Raw genomic sequence first — 18063 nt, 5'->3', positions numbered from 1 at the left:
ATCATCAGAACCACTGACTTGCGACTATGCTTGAGTCGCAGACAGGGTTTCTGCAATCCAGGAACTGCCCTCGCCGATGCCCGACGAGAGGCGTAGTATTTTGTGATTATTTTTTTCTACAGGGATTGGTAACTTGGCTGGATACCTCCATCCTGTCGCGCACAATCCAAGAGGTGATTGATGCGCGCCAACTCGTCTGATCCACAAGACACCGTTACAGCAGAACAACCGATCAAACCCGAGCGTTTGCGCTGGCTGGATCGATTAAGCAAATACCGTCAGCCGATCGGTCTGGCCGTCACGTTGCTGCTGTTTGCCATTGCCCTGATTGCCTGCCGCCATCTGCTCGCCGAGCTCGATCTCTATGCGTTGCATGACTCGATTCTCGACGTGCCGAAACCGGCCCTGCTCGGCGCCATCGGTGCGACCGTGGTCGGTTTCATCATTCTGCTCGGCTATGAATGGTCGGCCAGCCGCTACGCTGGCGTGAAACTGCCGCCGCGCACGCTCGCGCTCGGCGGCTTCACCGCATTTGCGATTGGCAATGCGATCGGCCTGTCGCTGCTGTCCGGCGGCTCGGTTCGTTATCGTTTATATGCGCGACTGGGCGTCGGTGCGTCGGAAGTTGCGCACATGACGCTATTTGCCAGCCTCTCGCTGGGCTGCGCCTTGCCGCCACTGGCAGCGCTGGCCACCCTGAGCAACCTGCCCGCCGCCTCGCAAGCGCTGGGGCTGTCCGAAATCTTGCTGGGCTCGGTTGCCGCTGCCATATTGATCCTTGGTACGGTGCTGGCGATCGGCATCTATCGTCGTCGCCTGCCGGAACAACCCTACCCCGACAATCTGCTGGTCCGTGCCGGGCGGCGCACCCTGCGCCTGCCGGGTCGTCGTCTGACCTTTCTGCAACTGGTGATCACCGCCCTCGATGTCGCGGCTGCCGCCACCGTTCTCTACTTGTTGCTGCCGGAAGCGCCGCCGTTTGCGCCGTTCCTGCTGGTGTATCTGCTGGCCCTGGCCGCCGGTGTGCTCAGTCATGTACCTGGCGGCGTCGGTGTGTTCGAAGCGATTCTGCTCGCCGCGTTTGCCGACAAGCTTGGCGCCGCGCCGCTGGCCGCTGCACTGCTGCTGTATCGCCTGATCTACGTGGTGCTGCCGCTGCTGGTCGCTTGCGTATTGCTGCTGATCAACGAAGGCCAGCGCCTGTTTCAATCCCAGACCATGCGCGCGGCGTCCGGTCTGGCCGCGCCGGTTCTGGCGGTGCTGGTGTTCCTGTCTGGCGTGGTGCTGCTGTTTTCCGGCGCGACCCCGGAAATCGATACCCGCCTGGAGCACATCGGTTTTCTGATCCCGCATCGTCTGGTCGACGCCTCGCACTTCGGCGCCAGCCTGATCGGCGTCCTCTGTCTGTTGCTCGCACAAGGTCTGCGCCGACGCCTGTCGGCGGCGTGGATGCTGACCACCATCCTGCTGCTGGTCGGCGCCCTGCTCTCACTGCTCAAAGGCTTCGACTGGGAAGAAGCCACGCTGATGACGTTGACGGCCGCGCTGCTCGGCGTGTTCCGCCGCTCCTTCTACCGTCCGAGCCGTTTGACCGAACTGCCGTTTTCGCCGCTGTATCTGGTCGCCAGTCTCTGCGTGCTGGGCGCTTCGGCCTGGTTGCTGCTGTTCGCCTATCAGGACGTACCCTACAGCCATCAACTGTGGTGGCAGTTCACCCTCGATGCTGACGCGCCGCGCGGTCTGCGCTCGCTGCTCGGCGCGGCGGTGTTGCTGGTGATCATCTCGCTGACCTGGCTGCTGCGCACGGCGCGCCCGGTGATTCATTTGCCGACGCCGGAGGAACTGGATCGCGCGGCGAAAATCCTCATGGCCTCGTCGCAACCCGACGGCGGCCTCGCGCTGACCGGTGACAAGGCGTTGCTGTTTCACCCCAACGATGAGGCGTTCCTGATGTACGCCCGCCGTGGCCGCAGTCTGGTGGCGCTGTACGACCCGATCGGGCCGAGCCAGCAACGCGCGGAAATGATCTGGCAGTTCCGCGATCTCTGCGACATCCATCACACCCGCCCCGTGTTCTATCAGGTGCGCGCGGAGAATCTGCCGTACTACATGGACATCGGCCTGACAGCGATCAAGCTCGGCGAAGAAGCCAGGGTCGATCTGCAACGCTTCGACCTGGAAGCCAAGGGCAAGGAGATGAAGGATCTGCGCTACACCTGGAACCGTGGCACTCGCGATGGTCTGTCGCTGGAAATCCATGAGCCGGGCCAGGCGCCGATGGACGAGCTGAAAGTGATTTCCGATGCCTGGCTGACCGGCAAGAACGTGCGCGAGAAAGGCTTCTCCCTCGGCCGTTTCAGCGACGATTACCTAAAGCATTTCCGCATTGCGGTGATTCGCTTCGAAGGCCGCCCGGTAGCATTCGCCAATCTGCTCGAGACCTACAGCCACGACCTGGCCAGTCTCGACCTGATGCGCGCGCACCCGGAAGCGCCGAAGCTGACCATGGAATTCATGATGGTCGGCCTGATTCAACACTATAAGAGTCACGGATACGCGCGCTTCAGCCTGGGCATGGTGCCGTTGTCGGGGCTGCAACCCCGGCGCGGCGCACCGCTGACCCAGCGCCTGGGTTCGATGGTTTTCCGCCGTGGTGAGCAGCTGTACAACTTCCAAGGCTTGCGCCGCTTCAAAGACAAGTTCCAGCCCGACTGGGAACCCCGTTATATGGCCGTGCCCGCCGGACTCGATCCGCTCGTGGCGCTGGCCGATACTGCTGCCCTGATCGCGGGCGGCTTGACTGGATTGGTGAAACGCTGATGATTCAACGCTCCCTGAAGTACATCCTGGCCGCCCTGCTGGTGCTGGCCGTGATTGCCGGCGGCGGTTACTGGTACCTCAAACGCCCGGCACCGGAACCGACCGTCGAACAGCTCAAACCCGCCGATGGCACGGTCATGACCCGCGTGATCCCCGGCAACAAGCCGAAGGCTCAGGTGCTGGTGGCCGTCACCGACGAACAGAAGCTTTCCGAGAAACAACTGACCACCCTCAGCCGCAGCGCTTCGGCGCAGATCGTTCAGGTGATTCTGCCCAAGGACTGCCTGCTGCAAAGCCGCGCCCTGCAATCGGGCCTGCGCGAACTGAATGGCCCGGCCACTCTGGTCAGCGGCATCGGCCCAGGCGCTGTGCTGGCGTGGCGCTGGCTGGCGGAACAGAAAGACGACAAGGCCCAGGCCGTCTCCGTCGATCTGGCCCTGGAAAAACCCGGCTGCACTCACCTGCTGCCGAAATCCGCCGCCCACGGCCACTGGCTGGTGGCGTGGAACGACAACCCGGACGACGCCAGCGCGGGCTTCGTGCGCGATCAGCCGAACGCCGAAACCAGCATCAGCGACTACGACATCAATCTGCCGCAAGTGCTGAACAACGAACTGCGCAAAATCCTCGTCGGCGGCGACAAGGCCAACGGCGGCCTGGCGATCCCGGTCGTGGAAGTGCCGGCCGGTCAGGCCAACGACACCGTGACCCTGTTCCTCTCCGGCGATGGCGGCTGGCGCGACCTCGACCGTGACGTGGCGGGCGAAATGGCCAAGATCGGCTACCCGGTCGTCGGCATCGACACCCTGCGCTACTACTGGCAGCACAAGAGCCCGGAGCAAAGCGCACTCGACCTCACCGAACTGATGCAGCACTACCGGCAGAAATGGGGCACCAAGCGCTTCATCCTCACCGGCTATTCGTTCGGCGCTGACGTCCTGCCGGCGATCTACAACCGCCTGCCAGAGAACGAACAGCAACGCGTCGACGCGATCATCCTGCTCGCCTTCGCCCGCACCGGCAGCTTCGAAATCGAAGTCGAAGGCTGGCTGGGCAACGCCGGCAAAGAAGCCGCGACCGGCCCGGAAATGGCCAAGCTGCCAGCGGCCAAGGTTGTGTGCATCTATGGCGAAGAAGAGACGGATGAAAGTGGCTGCACCGACAAGACTGCTGTCGGCGAAGCGGTGAAACTGCCCGGCGGGCATCACTTCGATGAGAACTATCCAGCGCTGGCCAAGCGTTTGGTGGACTTGATTCAGAAGCGCCAGAGCAAGGACTCGGTCGCCGAAGAGTGATCTGAAGCGCATCCACAAAAAGCCCCCGCAACTTCACGGTTGCGGGGGCTTTTTACATCCCAACAGCCACCAAAATCCCTGTGAGAGCGAGCCTGCTCGCGAAAGCGGTGGGTCAGTTTACAGATTCGGCGACTGACACTACGCCTTCGCGAGCAGGCTCGCTCCCACAGGGGAATTGCGCTGGATTCAGCGGTTTTGTGGCAAGGCTCGTAAATTTCTTGACTCTTCAGGAAACTAAAATCACCAAATGTCCACATTCCATAAAACGTGGACACCTGCTTAATTGGCATTATCGAATCGTCAACTCCACACTCATTCATCTACCGAACAAATACCCACAAAATCGCCAGCAACGTTTAGTTTCGTTTACTTCCGGTCTCGCAATATCAGATGACGCCCACAGACCTTGTAGGCAAACTCCGAAACTCTTGTTGGGGCGCTTTGCCGCTCTATTGCGCTGTTTTTCGACGGGATACTCTCAGGACGTCGCTGACCCATTCAGCGATCGGGCTTGGTAACCCGGTGGAATAAGGCGCAACAGCGCACCCGACACGACTCAGGCGAAATCCCGTCCGAGCCCCTGTGTTATGGCAGCTGTGTGTGGGACGCTTTCGAGCGTGCCGGTTTCCTTGGTTCCCCGGTTTACCAACCTGCGCACAGCTGCCACCCATTCGCTTGGTATCGGATGCGGCAGCTCTCGAAATCAAGGGAACTGACAATGAGCAATCCATCTGATCTTAAAACCATCGGCTTCACCCCTTTCCTCTACAACTCGGATCAAGCGTTCTTCAATGTCCGCTCCGGCGTCCCGATCATCAATGCCTTGTCCCAATCCTCCGACCTGCTGTCCCTTGCCAAATCCTTCGCAGAAGACGCCGCCTTCATCAGAGACACCGACCGCCATGCCTGGGCTGCGCATTACCTGACGGTGATGGGCAAAGCCTTGGTTGATGACGTGATCCAAGCGCTGATCCCACGACCTGCGCGGACGAAGACTGAATCTGAAGCTGATCTGTCTGAACGCACCTCTTGATTCAACCCAATACCCTGTGGGAGCGAGCCTGCTCGCGAATGCGGTGGTTCAGCCACCACATGCTTCGACTGACACTACGCCTTCGCGAGCAGGCTCGCTCCCACAGGGAATCAGCGGTGGTTTGAGGGATTGGGCACAGGCACAAAAAAGCCCCCGCCAACCACAAGGCTGACAGGGGCTTTTCAGTTGAGGCCAGGCTTACATCTCCACCTGCGTCCCCAACTCAATCACTCGGTTCAGCGGCAGATTAAAGAACCGCAAATTGCCATTGGCATTCTTCAACATGAACGCAAACAGCGCCTCACGCCAACGGGCCATACCTTCCAGTTTCGAGGCAATCACCGTCTCACGGCTGAGGAAGTAGGTCGTGCGCATTGGGCTGAAGTCCAGATCATCCAGATGACACAGCTTCAGCGCTTGCGGCACGTCTGGCTCGTCGGTGAAACCGAAGTGCAGGATCACCCGGAAGAAGCCTTCGCCGTGCGCTTCGACCTCGAAGCGCCGCGATGGCGGTACGCGCGGGATGTCTTCGTAGACCACCGTCAGCAACACCACTTGCTCATGCAACACCTGGTTATGCAGCAGATTGTGCAACAACGCGTGCGGTACGGCGTCGGAGCGTGCGGTGAGGAACACCGCGGTGCCTTGCACCCGATGCGGCGGTTGCACGCGGATGCTGCTGATGAAGATCGGCAGCGGCAGCGCGCCTTCGTCGAGGCGTTCGACCAGCAGCTGTTTGCCGCGCTTCCAGGTGGTCATCAGCACGAACAGCGCGATACCGGCGATCACCGGGAAAGCGCCGCCCTGGACGATCTTCGGTACGTTGGCAGCGAAATACAGACCATCCACCAACAGGAAGCCGATCAACACCGGCACCGCAAGGATCGGTGGCCATTTCCACAGCAGCAGCATGACCGCCGACACCAGAATGGTGGTCATCAGCATAGTGCCGGTCACTGCGACGCCGTAGGCCGAGGCCAGTGCACCGGAGGATTCGAAGCCCAGCACCAACAGCACCACGCCGACCATCAGCGCCCAGTTCACCGCGCCGATGTAGATCTGGCCTTGTTCGTCGCTGGAGGTGTGCTGGATGTACATGCGCGGGATGTAACCGAGCTGGATCGCCTGACGGGTCAGGGAGAACGCACCGGAAATCACGGCTTGCGAAGCGATCACCGTGGCCAGGGTCGACAGGCCGACCAGCGGAATCAGCGCCCAGCTCGGCGCCAGCAGATAGAACGGGTTGCGCGCGGCTTCCGGGTTTTCCAGCAGCAACGCGCCCTGGCCAAAGTAATTCAGCACCAGCGCCGGCAGCACCAGCAGAAACCAGGCGCGGGCGATCGGCTTGCGACCGAAGTGGCCCATGTCAGCGTATAGCGCTTCCGCGCCGGTCAGCGCCAGCACCACGGCGCCGAGAATTGCGACGCCCATGCCCGGGTGCACGACGAAAAAATTCACCGCCCACATCGGGTTCAGCGCGTGCAGCACTTCCGGGGTGTGGCTGATGCCGTACACACCGAGGGCGCCGAGGACGAGGAACCAGGTGACCATAATCGGCCCGAACAGAATGCCGATCCGCGCGGTACCGTGGCGCTGGATCAGAAACAAGGCGACCAGCACCACCAGCGACAGCGGCACCACCCAGTGATCAATGCCGTCAAACGCCAGGCCAAGGCCTTCGATCGCCGACAGCACCGAAATGGCCGGGGTGATCATGCTGTCGCCATAGAACAGCGCCGCGCCGATCAGCCCGCACACCACCAACAGCGTGCGCAGGCGCTTGCGCCCCGCCGCTGCGCGCCGTGCCAGTGCGGTCAGCGCCATGATGCCGCCCTCGCCCTGGTTGTCGGCGCGCAGGACGAACATCATGTACTTGATCGAGACCACCCAGATCAGCGACCAGAAGATCAACGACAGAATGCCCAGCACGCCGTCGTGATTGACCGGCACGCCGTAACCGCCGGAAAACACTTCCTTGAGGGTGTACAACGGGCTCGTACCGATGTCGCCATAAACCACCCCGACCGCCGCGACCAGCATGCTCAGCGGTCTGCTTGCCGAACCCTCGGCGCCCGCCGCATGACTACTTGCCTGACCCATCCAACACTCCTGATCTCGATACCGGCTTCTTTGAAGGAAGCACTATGCTTTGAGTTGCAGCATGCGCTGTTTTACCTGTTGTTACAGACCAATGATTGACTGCAAGAAATCGGTAAAGCTCAACGGCGCGAAGCATAGCGCAGCACTCGTCGTATTTCCCCGTATAAAGCTGGTCAAGTGCGTTGCCCGCCGCTAGAATTGCGCACTTTTTGATCAGAGGCGCGCCCTAAGCGCCCATCCGTCGGCTTGCGCACCAAGCAAGCGACGTCACAAAACACCGAGGTTAGACATGTCCACCACTCCTGCGCCGGCCAATCCAAAGGTTGGCTTTGTATCTCTGGGTTGCCCGAAAGCACTGGTCGACTCCGAGCGCATCCTGACCCAGCTGCGCATGGAAGGCTATGACGTGGTGTCCACCTATCAGGACGCCGACGTCGTGGTGGTCAACACCTGCGGTTTCATCGATTCGGCCAAGGCTGAGTCGCTGGAAGTGATCGGCGAAGCGATCAAGGAAAACGGCAAGGTCATCGTTACCGGCTGCATGGGCGTGGAAGAAGGCAACATCCGCAACGTGCACCCGAGCGTGCTGGCCGTGACCGGTCCGCAGCAGTACGAGCAAGTGGTCAACGCCGTGCACGAAGTGGTGCCGCCGCGTCAGGATCACAACCCGCTGATCGACCTGGTGCCGCCGCAAGGCATCAAACTGACCCCGCGCCACTACGCGTACCTGAAGATTTCCGAAGGCTGCAACCACAGCTGCTCGTTCTGCATCATCCCGTCGATGCGCGGCAAACTGGTCAGCCGTCCGGTTGGTGATGTGCTCGACGAGGCGCAGCGCCTGGTCAAATCCGGAGTCAAAGAGCTGCTGGTGATCTCGCAAGACACCAGCGCCTACGGCGTCGACGTGAAATACCGCACCGGTTTCTGGAACGGCGCGCCGGTGAAAACCCGCATGACCGAACTGTGCGAAGCGCTGAGCACGCTGGGCGTCTGGGTCCGCCTGCACTACGTTTATCCGTACCCGCACGTCGACGAGCTGATCCCGCTGATGGCCGCCGGCAAGATCCTGCCGTACCTGGATATCCCGTTCCAGCACGCCAGCCCGAAAGTACTGAAGTCGATGAAACGTCCGGCGTTCGAAGACAAGACCCTGGCGCGCATCAAGAACTGGCGCGAAATCTGCCCGGACCTGATCATCCGTTCGACCTTCATCGTCGGCTTCCCGGGCGAAACCGAAGAAGACTTCCAGTACCTGCTCAACTGGCTGACCGAAGCCCAGCTCGACCGCGTCGGCTGCTTCCAGTACTCGCCGGTGGATGGCGCACCGGCCAACGATCTGGATCTGGAAGTGGTCCCGGACGACGTCAAGCAAGACCGTTGGGAACGCTTCATGGCGCACCAGCAGGCGATCAGCTCGGCACGTCTGCAGATGCGCATTGGTCGTGAGATTGAAGTGCTGGTGGATGAGGTGGACGAGCAAGGCGCGGTCGGCCGTTGCTTCTTCGACGCCCCGGAAATCGATGGCAACGTGTTTATTGATAACGGCAGCAACCTGAAGCCGGGCGACAAGGTCTGGTGCAAGGTGACTGACGCTGACGAATATGATCTGTGGGCTGAGCAGATCTGATCTGAAGATCAAAAGCCCCTCACCCCAGCCCTCTCCCAGAGGGAGAGGGAGCTGACCGTGTTGTTCTTTCTAGGTACATCGACCTGAGCTATCCGGTCGAACTCAGGTTTGAAAAGCACGAAGTTCAGCTCCCTTCCCCCTCGCCCCCTCTGGGGGAGAGGGTTGGGGTGAGGGGGAGAGATCTTGCTGGCGACAGAAATAGCCAGCCAGACACCGCAACAAATCCAAAAAGCCCCGCTCTTTTCCGAGATACGGGGCTTTTTTGCGGCTATCGTTTAGCGGGGGACGGACTCCCTTGAACCGCACAAGAGGCACACGCACATGCGTCAGCATTCGGTCATCCACACACCGAAACTCAGCGATTACCAGGAACTGACCCGGGTCTGGGAGGCCTCGGTTCGCGCGACACATGATTTTCTGCCGGACAGCTATATCGAGCTGCTGCGCAATCTGGTGCTCACCCGCTATCTCGACGCGGTAATGCTGATCTGCACCAAGGACCGCCAGCAGCGCATCACCGGGTTTGCCGGTGTCGCGGCGGGCAAGATTGAAATGCTGTTCATCGATCCCGACCATCGTGGTCAGGGACTGGGCAAGCAGTTGCTGCGCTATGCGATCGAACGGCTCAACGCCGATGAACTCGACGTCAACGAACAAAATCCGCAAGCCTTGGGTTTTTACGAGAAACAGGGCTTCGAGGTGATCGGCCGCTCCGAGGTCGACGGCATGGGCCAGCCGTATCCGTTGCTGCATATGCGCTTGCGGCAGTCCCAGCAGCGCGCGAACCATGCCTGACACAACCTGGAACCCTGTGGGAGCTGGCTTGCCAGCGATGCAGACGCCGCGGTGTACGAGAAATACCGAGTTGATACCATCGCAGGCAAGCCAGCTCCCATAGGGAATACCAACACCCTGCAAATGGAACCGGGCTTAACCGCTTCCACACAGGTACAATGCCCACCCCTTTTTTGTTACGGCCCCGTCATGACTGACCCGATCCGCCTCTCCAAACGCCTCATCGAACTGGTCGGTTGCTCCCGCCGGGAGGCCGAGCTGTTCATCGAGGGCGGCTGGGTCACCGTGGACGGCGAAGTCATCGATGAGCCGCAATTCAAGGTCGGCGAGCAAAAGGTCGAGCTCGACAAGGACGCCAAGGCCACCGCGCCGGAGCCGGTGACCATCCTGCTTAACGCGCCCGCCGGCATGGATGTCGACAGCGCCATGCAATCGCTCAGCGCCGAAACCCTCAGCGAAGAGCATCGCTACGGCAAGCGTCCGTTGCGCGGGCATTTCCTGCGCCTGACCGCCAGCGCCGACCTGCAGCCCAAGGCCAGCGGCCTGCTGGTGTTCACCCAGGACTGGAAAATCCTGCGCAAACTCACCGCCGACGCGGCGAAGATCGAGCAGGAATACATCGTCGAAGTCGAAGGTGAGATGGCTGCCCACGGCCTCAACCGCCTGCAACATGGCCTGACGCACAAGGGCAAGGAGCTGCCGCCGGTCAAGGCCAGCTGGCAGAACGAAAACCGCCTGCGCTTCGCCATGAAAAACCCGCAGCCGGGAATCATCGCGCAGTTCTGCGAAGCGGTCGGCCTGAAGGTCATCGGCATCCGCCGTATCCGCATCGGCGGCGTCTCGATCGGCAAGGTCCCGGTTGGCCAATGGCGCTACCTGTCCGGCAAAGAGAAGTTCTAGAACTTCCACTGCCGCCACACATTCCGGCAGCGCCCGCGAGCGCTGCCCACAACGCATCAGGAATACCGACATGGTTCATAACGACGTACTGCGCAGCGTGCGCTACATGCTCGACATCAGCGACAAGAAAGTTGTCGAGATCATCAAACTGGGCGGCATGGACGTCACGCTCGCCGATGTCATCACCTGGCTCGACAAGAAAGAAGAAGACGAAGAAGGCTTCGTACGCTGCCCGGACGAAGTCATCGCGCACTTCCTCGACGGCCTGGTGATCTTCAAACGCGGCAAGGACGAAAGCCGTCCGCCGCAGCCGATCGAAGTGCCGGTGACCAACAACATCATCCTGAAAAAACTGCGTGTGGCCTTCGAACTGAAAGAAGACGACATGCACGCGATCCTCAAGGCCGCCGAGTTTCCGGTATCCAAGCCTGAACTGAGCGCGCTGTTCCGCAAGGTCGGCCACACCAACTATCGGCCGTGTGGCGATCAGTTGCTGCGTAACTTCCTCAAGGGTCTGACCCTGCGCGTTCGCCCGGCCTGATGCCCTTCTGCGGTGGCGACTGATGGTCGCCACCGCAGCGCATGACCGTTCATTCCCTTCGAAAATAGTGGCTCCGTTTTTTGCGGCTGGCGACTAGGGTGTATTGACCCCTAGCCCTCAGGATTCGCCATGCACCCGTACTTTTCCCTGCAAGGCCGCACCGCTCTGGTGACCGGCGGCACCCGTGGTATCGGCAAAATGATCGCCAAGGCCTTTGTCGAGGCTGGCGCCCGAGTGTTCGTCTGCTCCCGCGACGCCGAAGCCTGTCATCAAACGGCGCAAGAACTCAGTGCCTTCGGCACTTGCCACGGCGTGGCGGCGAATCTGGCCACTGAAGAAGGCGTGCAGGAACTGGCCGCGCGCTTGGGTGAGCAGATCACTCATCTGGACATTCTGGTGAACAATGCCGGCACCACGTGGGGCGCGCCGCTGGAGAGCTATCCGGTCAAGGGCTGGGAAAAGGTCATGCAGCTCAACGTGACGTCGGTGTTCAGTTGCATCCAGCAGTTTCTGCCGTTACTGCGCAAGGCTGGTTCGGCGGCGAATCCGGCGCGGATCATCAATATCGGTTCGGTGGCGGGGATTTCTTCGTTTGGCGAGCAGGCATATGCCTATGGGCCGAGCAAGGCCGCTCTGCATCAGTTGTCGCGCATTCTGGCGCGAGAACTGGTGAGCCAGCACATCAACGTCAACGTGATTGCGCCGGGTCGCTTTCCGAGCAAGATGACCCACCATATTGGTAATGATGAACAGGCATTGGCTGAGGATACTGCGCTGATTCCGATGAAGCGCTGGGGGCGTGAGGAAGAGATGGCGGCGCTGGCGATCAGCCTGGCGAGTACGGCGGGGGCTTATATGACCGGGAACATCATTCCTCTTGATGGTGGGTTCAGTCTGTAGGTCGGCGGTGCGGCATTCGCGAGCAGGCTCGCTCCCACAGGGATTTCGTACACAACGCAACTCCATTGTGGGAGCGAGCCTGCTCGCGAAGAGGCCAGCCCTGTCACCACCAGACTTGAAGCGGGCCGGGTTATCATGCCCGCCCTACCCGCTTCGATCCCAGACCATGACTTACAGCGTCTCCCCCATCGGCTTCGTGCGCTCCTGCTTCAAGGAGAAGTTCGCCATCCCCCGCCAGCCACAACTGGCCCCGGCCGCCCGTGGCGTGCTGGAACTGGTCGCGCCGTTCGACCAGGGTGACGCCGTGCAGGGGCTGGAGCAGGTCAGCCATGTGTGGCTGTTGTTTCTGTTCCACCAAGCCCTGGAAGACAAACCGCGACTGAAAGTGCGCCCGCCACGCCTGGGCGGCAACAAGTCGATGGGCGTGTTCGCCACCCGCGCCACGCACCGGCCGAACGGCATTGGCCAGTCGGTGGTGAAGCTGGACAGGGTCGAAGGTAATCGGCTGTTTATCTCCGGGATCGATCTGCTCGACGGCACGCCGGTGCTGGATATCAAACCGTATGTGCCGTATGCCGACATCATCCCTGGGGCAACCAATGACATCGCCAGCGCGGCGCCGCAGTTGATCGACGTCCAGTGGGTGGAGTCAGCCTTGAAACAAGCGCACACCCACGCTCAGCGGCTTGAAGAGCCATTGGTTGAGTTGATCGAGCAGTGCCTGGCGCAGGATCCGCGTCCGGCGTATCAGACACCGGCGCCGGAACGTGAATATGGTGCGCAGTTCTGGGATCTGGACGTGCGCTGGCATTACCCGACGCCCGAACAGATCCGCGTGCTGGAAGTCATCCCGGCCAAGGCATAAAACCCGCAAACGAAAAAGCCCGCGCTGCCTTCTCAGGCAACGCGGGCTTTTACTGTCACACCCAAAAACCAACTGTGGGAGCGAGCCTGCTCGCGAAGGCGTCGTGTCAGTCAACATCAATCTTAATGACAGACTGCTTTCGCGAGCGGGCTCGCTCCCACAGGTATCGCAGGTTATTTTTCGACGAACGCACGCTCGATCAGGTAATCACCCGGCTCGCGCATCCGCGCCGAGATTTTCAGGCCGAAGCTGTCGAGCACTTCGCTGGTCTCGTCGAGCATGCTTGGGCTGCCGCAGATCATTGCGCGGTCGTCCTGCGGGTTGATGGGTGGCAGGCCGATATCGCTGAACAGCTTGCCGCTGCGCATCAGGTCGGTCAGGCGGCCCTGATTCTCGAACGGCTCGCGGGTCACGGTCGGGTAGTAGATCAGCTTGTCACGCAGCGCCTCGCCGAAGAACTCGTTCTGCGGCAAATGCTCGGTGATAAATTCGCGGTAGGCGACTTCATTGACGTAACGCACACCGTGAACCAGGATCACTTTCTCAAAGCGCTCGTAGGTTTCCGGGTCCTGAATGACGCTCATGAACGGCGCCAGACCGGTGCCGGTGCTCAGCAGGTACAGGTGCTTGCCCGGGTTCAGGTCATCGAGAACCAGCGTACCGGTAGGCTTCTTCGAGATGATGATCTCGTCGCCTTCCTTCAAGTGCTGCAGCTGGGAGGTCAGCGGACCGTCCTGCACTTTGATGCTGAAGAACTCGAGATGCTCTTCCCAGTTCGGGCTGGCGATCGAGTAAGCGCGCATAAGCGGGCGGCCATTGGGCTGTTGCAGGCCGATCATCACGAACTGACCGTTCTCGAAGCGCAGGCCCGGATCGCGGGTGCACTTGAAGCTGAACAGAGTGTCGTTCCAGTGATGAACACTGAGGACACGCTCGTGGTTCATGTTGCTCATGTACGTTTGACTCCTGGAGATTGGTCTGCGCGGCTCAATGAGGCTCAACGTGCGCAATTGCATCGCATTCTAATAGCGACGACAATATCTGTTAACTGGATTATTAAGATAAGGGTTATCGGTTATATCGATATGCGATTTACTCTCCGTCAACTGCAAGTCTTCGTCGCCGTCGCCCAGCAGGAAAGCGTATCCCGTGCTGCGGGTCTGCTCAACCTCTCGCAATCGGCGGCGAGTACTTCGATCACCGAGCTTGAGCGCCAGTCCAGTTGCCAGCTGTTCGACCGCGCCGGCAAACGCCTGAGCCTCAACGCCCTCGGCAAACAACTGTTGCCGCAAGCGGTGGCCCTGCTCGACCAGGCCAAGGAAATCGAAGACCTGCTTAATGGCAAATCCGGTTTCGGCTCGTTATCAGTGGGGGCGACGCTGACCATTGGCAACTATCTGGCCACCCTGCTGATCGGCAGTTTCATGCAGCGCCACCCCGAAAGTCAGGTCAAGCTGCACGTGCAGAACACTGCCAATATCGTGCAGCAGGTCGCCCACTACGAAATTGATCTGGGTCTAATCGAAGGCGATTGCAGCCACCCGGACATCGAAGTGCAGAGTTGGGTCGAGGATGAGCTGGTGGTGTTTTGCGCGCCGCAGCATCCGTTGGCCAAACGCGGCAGTGCGACAATGGAAGAGCTGACCCATGAGGCATGGATTCTGCGTGAACAGGGTTCCGGCACGCGGCTGACCTTCGACCAAGCTATGCGTCACCATCGCAGCGCGCTGAATATTCGTCTCGAGCTGGAACACACCGAAGCGATCAAACGTGCAGTGGAATCTGGCTTGGGGATTGGCTGCATTTCGCGGCTGGCGCTGCGCGATGCCTTCCGGCGCGGCAGTCTGGTGCCGGTGGAGACGCCGGATCTGGACCTGGCCCGGCAGTTCTATTTCATCTGGCACAAACAGAAATACCAGACCTCGGCCATGCGCGAGTTTCTCGAGCTGTGTCGCGCGTTCACCGCCGGGGTGCAACGCAGCGACGAAATCGTGCTGCCGACGATTGCTTAAAGCAGAATCACTGCCCACACCAAAGCGATCATGCTCAGTGCGACAAATTGCGCGGCACTGCCCATGTCCTTGGCGTTTTTCGACAGCGGGTGCAATTCCAGCGAGATGCGGTCAATGGCCGCTTCCACCGCCGAATTCAGCAACTCGACAATCAGCGCCAGCAAACACACGGCAATCAACACCGCCTGCTCGACACGGCTGACATTGAGGAAAAATGTCAGCGGAATCAGCACCACGTTGAGCAGCACCAATTGGCGGAACGCCGCTTCGCCGGTGAAGGCAGCGCGCAGGCCATCGAGCGAATAGCCGGACGCGTTGAGGATGCGTTTCAGGCCGGTCTGGCCCTTGAAAGGTGACATAAGAAAGAAACCAGCCAAAAAGGTGTGGGGAAGCTAGATCAACGAAAGTCAAAAAAGCGTGAAACCGCCAGCCATCACTGGCTCGGAATTGACTCAAGTTGTTGCAGCAGTAAAGCCGCTTGCGTGCGAGTGCGCACGTTCAATTTGCGAAAGATCGCCGTGACGTGGGCCTTGATGGTCGCTTCCGACACGCTCAGCTCATAAGCTATCTGCTTGTTCAGCAGACCTTCGCAGACCATGGTCAGCACGCGGAACTGTTGCGGCGTCAGGCTGGCGAGGCCATCACTGGCAGCTTTCGCCTCATCCGACACGCTGACTGCTTCGAACGCTTGCGGCGGCCAGAACACGTCGCCATCGAGCACCTTGCGCACCGCTTCCTGAATCACGCTCAGATCGCTGGACTTGGGAATGAAGCCACTGGCGCCGAACTCGCGGGACTTGACCATCACCGAAGCTTCTTCCTGGGCCGAGACCATCACCACCGGAATCTGCGGATATTGTCCGCGCAGCAGCACCAGCCCGGAAAAACCGTAGGCGCCGGGCATGTTCAGGTCCAGCAGGACCAGATCCCAGTCAGCCTTCTCGGTCAGGCGCGCTTCCAGTTCGGCAATGCTCGCCACCTCCACCAGTCGCACGTCCGGGCCAAGGCCCAGCGTGACCGCTTGGTGCAGGGCGCTGCGAAACAGGGGGTGATCATCGGCAATCAGGATGTCGTATGTGGCCATTTTTCAAATGATCCTGTTTTTGATGGCAGACGCGGTAGATTCCGGTCTGGCCAAAGCAACTCGAGACAACGCTTGGAAGCGATATCCACAGGGGCACGTTCGACGCCAATCAACAGCAAACACGGCGTCTCAAACCTTGGCCGCACCCTAATCGGCGCCAAGCATGCCCAGCGCAGCCGGGGTGGTCAAGCAAGATGGCCAGCGCTGTCGACAGTATGAGCCACTATCGGGCCAACTCCGGCTGCGGCTTTCGTATATAGGGCAGCAGCTCGGCGTGAGCGGGCGTTGATTCATTCATGTCCAGTTGCTGCTTGGCACCGAGGTAATGCTGGCTGAACACATCGAAATATGCATCCAGCGCCGAAGCGGCTTCGCTGTCACCGGCCAGTTCCAGGCACAACGCCGCGACTTCGGCGGTGCACAGGTGCTCGCTGCGGGTCGAACGGCGCAAGCGATAGCGCGAGAGTTTGTCGGGCAGCAGGCTGAGGATCGGCAAGCGGTCGAAATACGGACTCTTGCGAAAGATCTTGCGCGCCTCCGTCCAGGTCGCATCGAGCAGAATGAACAGCGGGCGCTTGCTGCTATCGACTGTCACCGTGTTGGTCACCCGCGACGGTTCGACATACTCGCCCGGAAACACCAGGTACGGCTGCCATTGCGGATCGTTGAGCAGTGCAAGCATCTGCGGGTCGGGCTCGGTGCGTGACCAGATGAACGCATGGTTGTCGCGCACCACATCGGCAATCAGCCAACCGGTGTTGCTTGGCTTGAACACTTCCTTGCCGGTCATGATCAGGCACACGCCGGAGCGGGTGTCGACGCTTGGCCGCCACGCGCACAGGCAATGACTGATGATGACCCGGCAATCGCGGCAACGCTCGGAGCGAAAGCCGCGCGCCTGAATCGGCTTGATGCCTTCGTCTTCGCGCTGATCGCGCAGGCGGGCCACGGCGTTGGGGGCATGGTTCATCGCAGGCAACACCGGCTGACAGGGAAACTCGACACGAAAAACACTCGGCAGGGCAATAAAGGCCGGCAGTTTACCAGAGCGTCGGCCACAAGCCTGTACCGTCCAGACCGGCTCCCCTATAATTCGCCGCCACTGAACGCACCGCCCCGTGACGGGTCGAACCACCAGTCACCGAATCAGGAGAGTTTCATGCTGCGCCTTATCGTTCCCACCGCTGCCATTCTGCTGGCGTCGTCCTTTACCGCTCAGGCTGCGTCCCTGAGTGAGCAGAATCTGAACCGAGAGCTGCGCAACGTCGCCGCCCAAAGCAGCGTCGGCACGCCACGGGCGATCAATGAAGACATTCTTGATCAAGGCTACACCGTCGAAGGCACGCAGCTGATCAACCATCTGAGCGTGCAAAAGAGCCACGCCGACAAGATGCGCGCCGATCCCAAGGCTGTGTATTTCCAGTTGGGCGCGTCGGTGTGCAACAACCCGTCGTACCGCAAGCTGATGGCCAAGGGCGCGATCATGCGTTACGACTTCACCGAAGTGAAAACCAACAAAGCGATCGGCTCGGCCAGTTACCAGGAATCCGATTGCCCGAAAGCCGCGCCAGCGAAGAAGAAGTAATCAGCGCGAAGCCTTGGCGCGCCGCTGCTCATCCTCGGCGCGCAATTCCGCCACTAGCGCCTGCAGATAGCGCGAGCGACGCTCGCCGCCGGCCAATCGTCGGCAGCACTCTTCTTCGAGACTCAATTGATGCGTCTCGGCCGACTCCTGCAACATTCGATACAACTGCGTATCGATCTCCAGAACCACTCTGACCATGCATCCCGCCTCCTTGCCACCCACGAATCCTTGAATTGCTTTGCCTTGCGCAAACGCAAGGTTGTCTTGCGACGTCTGTATTTGAGTAAATCAGAGTGATGGCCCTTTGCGATACGTTCAGACGAGCGGCGGGGCTTTGGCGCAAATCAGTAAGCGGTTGCCAGACAAAACGTTACAGCGCACTGTTCAAGTCAGCGCGAATGCGTGCGAGGGTCTAGATTGAGAGTATTCCCGATCATTCGTTAACGGCAGAAATGGAACTGCCGGCCCTGTGTGTTTTTGCAGTGCGACCCGGACGCTGGTTGTCC

General features: G+C 60.3%; 17 protein-coding genes. 11 read left to right on the top strand and 6 right to left on the bottom strand.

The features are described from left to right. Positions 1 to 180: 180 nt before the first annotated feature. From mprF to PSH90_RS05730, 3 genes are all read left to right on the top strand, one after another. Entirely contained in the window at positions 181 to 2820 is a 2640-nt protein-coding gene (gene mprF, locus PSH90_RS05740) for a bifunctional lysylphosphatidylglycerol flippase/synthetase MprF (RefSeq protein WP_252877595.1), read from the top strand. After that, on the top strand, positions 2820 to 4115 hold the full coding sequence (locus tag PSH90_RS05735) for a virulence factor family protein (protein WP_252877594.1): 1296 nt from the start codon (positions 2820 to 2822) through the stop codon (positions 4113 to 4115). Before mprF ends, PSH90_RS05735 begins: the two co-directional genes overlap by 1 nt. A 718-nt stretch (positions 4116 to 4833) precedes the next feature. Further along, on the top strand, positions 4834 to 5148 hold the full coding sequence (locus PSH90_RS05730) for a DUF3077 domain-containing protein (RefSeq protein WP_252877593.1): 315 nt from the start codon (positions 4834 to 4836) through the stop codon (positions 5146 to 5148). 198 nt (positions 5149 to 5346) lie between these two features. Here PSH90_RS05730 and PSH90_RS05725 read toward each other — a convergent pair whose 3' ends face one another. Beyond that, entirely contained in the window at positions 5347 to 7188 is a 1842-nt protein-coding gene (locus PSH90_RS05725; protein WP_370695135.1) for a potassium transporter Kup, read from the bottom strand. Between the two features lie 349 nt (positions 7189 to 7537). On the opposite strand from PSH90_RS05725, the gene rimO reads away from it, so the two are divergent. From rimO to tsaA, 6 genes are all read left to right on the top strand, one after another. Then, positions 7538 to 8875: a 30S ribosomal protein S12 methylthiotransferase RimO gene (gene rimO, locus PSH90_RS05720; RefSeq protein ID WP_041478077.1), complete on the top strand. Its 1338-nt coding sequence runs from the start codon at positions 7538 to 7540 to the stop codon at positions 8873 to 8875. 321 nt (positions 8876 to 9196) lie between these two features. Further along, positions 9197 to 9670, top strand: coding sequence for an acetyltransferase (locus tag PSH90_RS05715; RefSeq protein ID WP_252877592.1), 474 nt, complete (start codon positions 9197 to 9199; stop codon positions 9668 to 9670). A gap of 189 nt (positions 9671 to 9859) precedes the next feature. Beyond that, on the top strand, positions 9860 to 10570 hold the full coding sequence (locus PSH90_RS05710) for an rRNA pseudouridine synthase (protein ID WP_056783317.1): 711 nt from the start codon (positions 9860 to 9862) through the stop codon (positions 10568 to 10570). A 70-nt stretch (positions 10571 to 10640) separates the two neighbouring features. Continuing rightward, a complete protein-coding gene (locus PSH90_RS05705; protein WP_056783315.1) occupies positions 10641 to 11111 on the top strand; it encodes a DUF1456 family protein in 471 nt (156 codons plus the stop codon). Between the two features lie 129 nt (positions 11112 to 11240). Next, on the top strand, positions 11241 to 12011 hold the full coding sequence (locus tag PSH90_RS05700; RefSeq protein ID WP_252868891.1) for an SDR family oxidoreductase: 771 nt from the start codon (positions 11241 to 11243) through the stop codon (positions 12009 to 12011). Positions 12012 to 12177: 166 nt separating this feature from the next. Then, positions 12178 to 12876 carry a tRNA (N6-threonylcarbamoyladenosine(37)-N6)-methyltransferase TrmO gene (tsaA, locus tag PSH90_RS05695; protein WP_252877591.1) on the top strand — a complete coding sequence of 233 codons (699 nt, stop codon included), beginning with the start codon at positions 12178 to 12180 and terminating at the stop codon, positions 12874 to 12876. A 173-nt stretch (positions 12877 to 13049) separates the two neighbouring features. On the opposite strand, the gene fpr is transcribed toward tsaA, so the two are convergent. Continuing rightward, positions 13050 to 13829 carry a ferredoxin-NADP reductase gene (gene fpr / locus PSH90_RS05690; protein ID WP_007908723.1) on the bottom strand — a complete coding sequence of 260 codons (780 nt, stop codon included), beginning with the start codon at positions 13827 to 13829 and terminating at the stop codon, positions 13050 to 13052. 132 nt (positions 13830 to 13961) lie between these two features. On the opposite strand from fpr, the gene PSH90_RS05685 reads away from it, so the two are divergent. After that, positions 13962 to 14888, top strand: a complete 927-nt coding sequence (locus PSH90_RS05685) for a LysR family transcriptional regulator (protein ID WP_024011881.1) — start codon at positions 13962 to 13964, stop codon at positions 14886 to 14888. Here PSH90_RS05685 and PSH90_RS05680 read toward each other — a convergent pair. The 3 genes from PSH90_RS05680 to PSH90_RS05670 form a co-directional block, all read right to left on the bottom strand. Then, positions 14885 to 15247, bottom strand: coding sequence for a diacylglycerol kinase (locus tag PSH90_RS05680; protein WP_042607041.1), 363 nt, complete (start codon positions 15245 to 15247; stop codon positions 14885 to 14887). The two genes, PSH90_RS05685 and PSH90_RS05680, sit on opposite strands and share 4 nt — an antisense overlap. 74 nt (positions 15248 to 15321) lie before the next feature. Beyond that, positions 15322 to 15972 (bottom strand): response regulator transcription factor ErdR, encoded by a 651-nt coding sequence (gene erdR, locus PSH90_RS05675; RefSeq protein ID WP_016771412.1) that lies wholly within the window; start codon positions 15970 to 15972, stop codon positions 15322 to 15324. A gap of 223 nt (positions 15973 to 16195) precedes the next feature. Next, positions 16196 to 16942, bottom strand: coding sequence for a tRNA-uridine aminocarboxypropyltransferase (locus PSH90_RS05670; protein WP_305382334.1), 747 nt, complete (start codon positions 16940 to 16942; stop codon positions 16196 to 16198). A 189-nt stretch (positions 16943 to 17131) separates the two neighbouring features. On the opposite strand from PSH90_RS05670, the gene PSH90_RS05665 reads away from it, so the two are divergent. Next, on the top strand, positions 17132 to 17557 hold the full coding sequence (locus PSH90_RS05665) for a PA3611 family quorum-sensing-regulated virulence factor (protein ID WP_007908738.1): 426 nt from the start codon (positions 17132 to 17134) through the stop codon (positions 17555 to 17557). On the opposite strand, the gene PSH90_RS05660 is transcribed toward PSH90_RS05665, so the two are convergent. Beyond that, a complete protein-coding gene (locus PSH90_RS05660) occupies positions 17558 to 17755 on the bottom strand; it encodes a hypothetical protein (protein WP_016770569.1) in 198 nt (65 codons plus the stop codon). It lies immediately after the preceding gene. Positions 17756 to 18063 lie beyond the last annotated feature (308 nt).

Source organism: Pseudomonas sp. FP1762, from assembly GCF_030687105.1.
In the GTDB taxonomy this organism is placed as follows: Bacteria; Pseudomonadota; Gammaproteobacteria; order Pseudomonadales; family Pseudomonadaceae; genus Aquipseudomonas; species Aquipseudomonas siliginis.
The sequence above is the reverse complement of the archived record's forward strand: the minus strand, read 5'-3'. Positions and strand labels throughout refer to the sequence as shown.

Bases quoted from the DNA above. Each gene is read 5' to 3' on its own strand.
- PSH90_RS05735 (WP_252877594.1), top strand. From the start codon at position 2,820: ATGATTCAACGCTCCCTGAAGTACATCCTGGCCGCCCTGCTGGTGCTG.
- mprF (WP_252877595.1), top strand. From the start codon at position 181: ATGCGCGCCAACTCGTCTGATCCACAAGACACCGTTACAGCAGAACAA.
- PSH90_RS05685 (WP_024011881.1), top strand. From the start codon at position 13,962: ATGCGATTTACTCTCCGTCAACTGCAAGTCTTCGTCGCCGTCGCCCAG.
- PSH90_RS05680 (WP_042607041.1), bottom strand. From the start codon at position 15,247: ATGTCACCTTTCAAGGGCCAGACCGGCCTGAAACGCATCCTCAACGCG.
- PSH90_RS05670 (WP_305382334.1), bottom strand. From the start codon at position 16,942: ATGAACCATGCCCCCAACGCCGTGGCCCGCCTGCGCGATCAGCGCGAA.
- erdR (WP_016771412.1), bottom strand. From the start codon at position 15,972: ATGGCCACATACGACATCCTGATTGCCGATGATCACCCCCTGTTTCGC.
- PSH90_RS05700 (WP_252868891.1), top strand. From the start codon at position 11,241: ATGCACCCGTACTTTTCCCTGCAAGGCCGCACCGCTCTGGTGACCGGC.
- PSH90_RS05660 (WP_016770569.1), bottom strand. From the start codon at position 17,755: ATGGTCAGAGTGGTTCTGGAGATCGATACGCAGTTGTATCGAATGTTG.
- rimO (WP_041478077.1), top strand. From the start codon at position 7,538: ATGTCCACCACTCCTGCGCCGGCCAATCCAAAGGTTGGCTTTGTATCT.
- tsaA (WP_252877591.1), top strand. From the start codon at position 12,178: ATGACTTACAGCGTCTCCCCCATCGGCTTCGTGCGCTCCTGCTTCAAG.
- PSH90_RS05715 (WP_252877592.1), top strand. From the start codon at position 9,197: ATGCGTCAGCATTCGGTCATCCACACACCGAAACTCAGCGATTACCAG.
- PSH90_RS05665 (WP_007908738.1), top strand. From the start codon at position 17,132: ATGCTGCGCCTTATCGTTCCCACCGCTGCCATTCTGCTGGCGTCGTCC.
- fpr (WP_007908723.1), bottom strand. From the start codon at position 13,829: ATGAGCAACATGAACCACGAGCGTGTCCTCAGTGTTCATCACTGGAAC.
- PSH90_RS05710 (WP_056783317.1), top strand. From the start codon at position 9,860: ATGACTGACCCGATCCGCCTCTCCAAACGCCTCATCGAACTGGTCGGT.
- PSH90_RS05725 (WP_370695135.1), bottom strand. From the start codon at position 7,188: ATGCTGGTCGCGGCGGTCGGGGTGGTTTATGGCGACATCGGTACGAGC.
- PSH90_RS05730 (WP_252877593.1), top strand. From the start codon at position 4,834: ATGAGCAATCCATCTGATCTTAAAACCATCGGCTTCACCCCTTTCCTC.
- PSH90_RS05705 (WP_056783315.1), top strand. From the start codon at position 10,641: ATGGTTCATAACGACGTACTGCGCAGCGTGCGCTACATGCTCGACATC.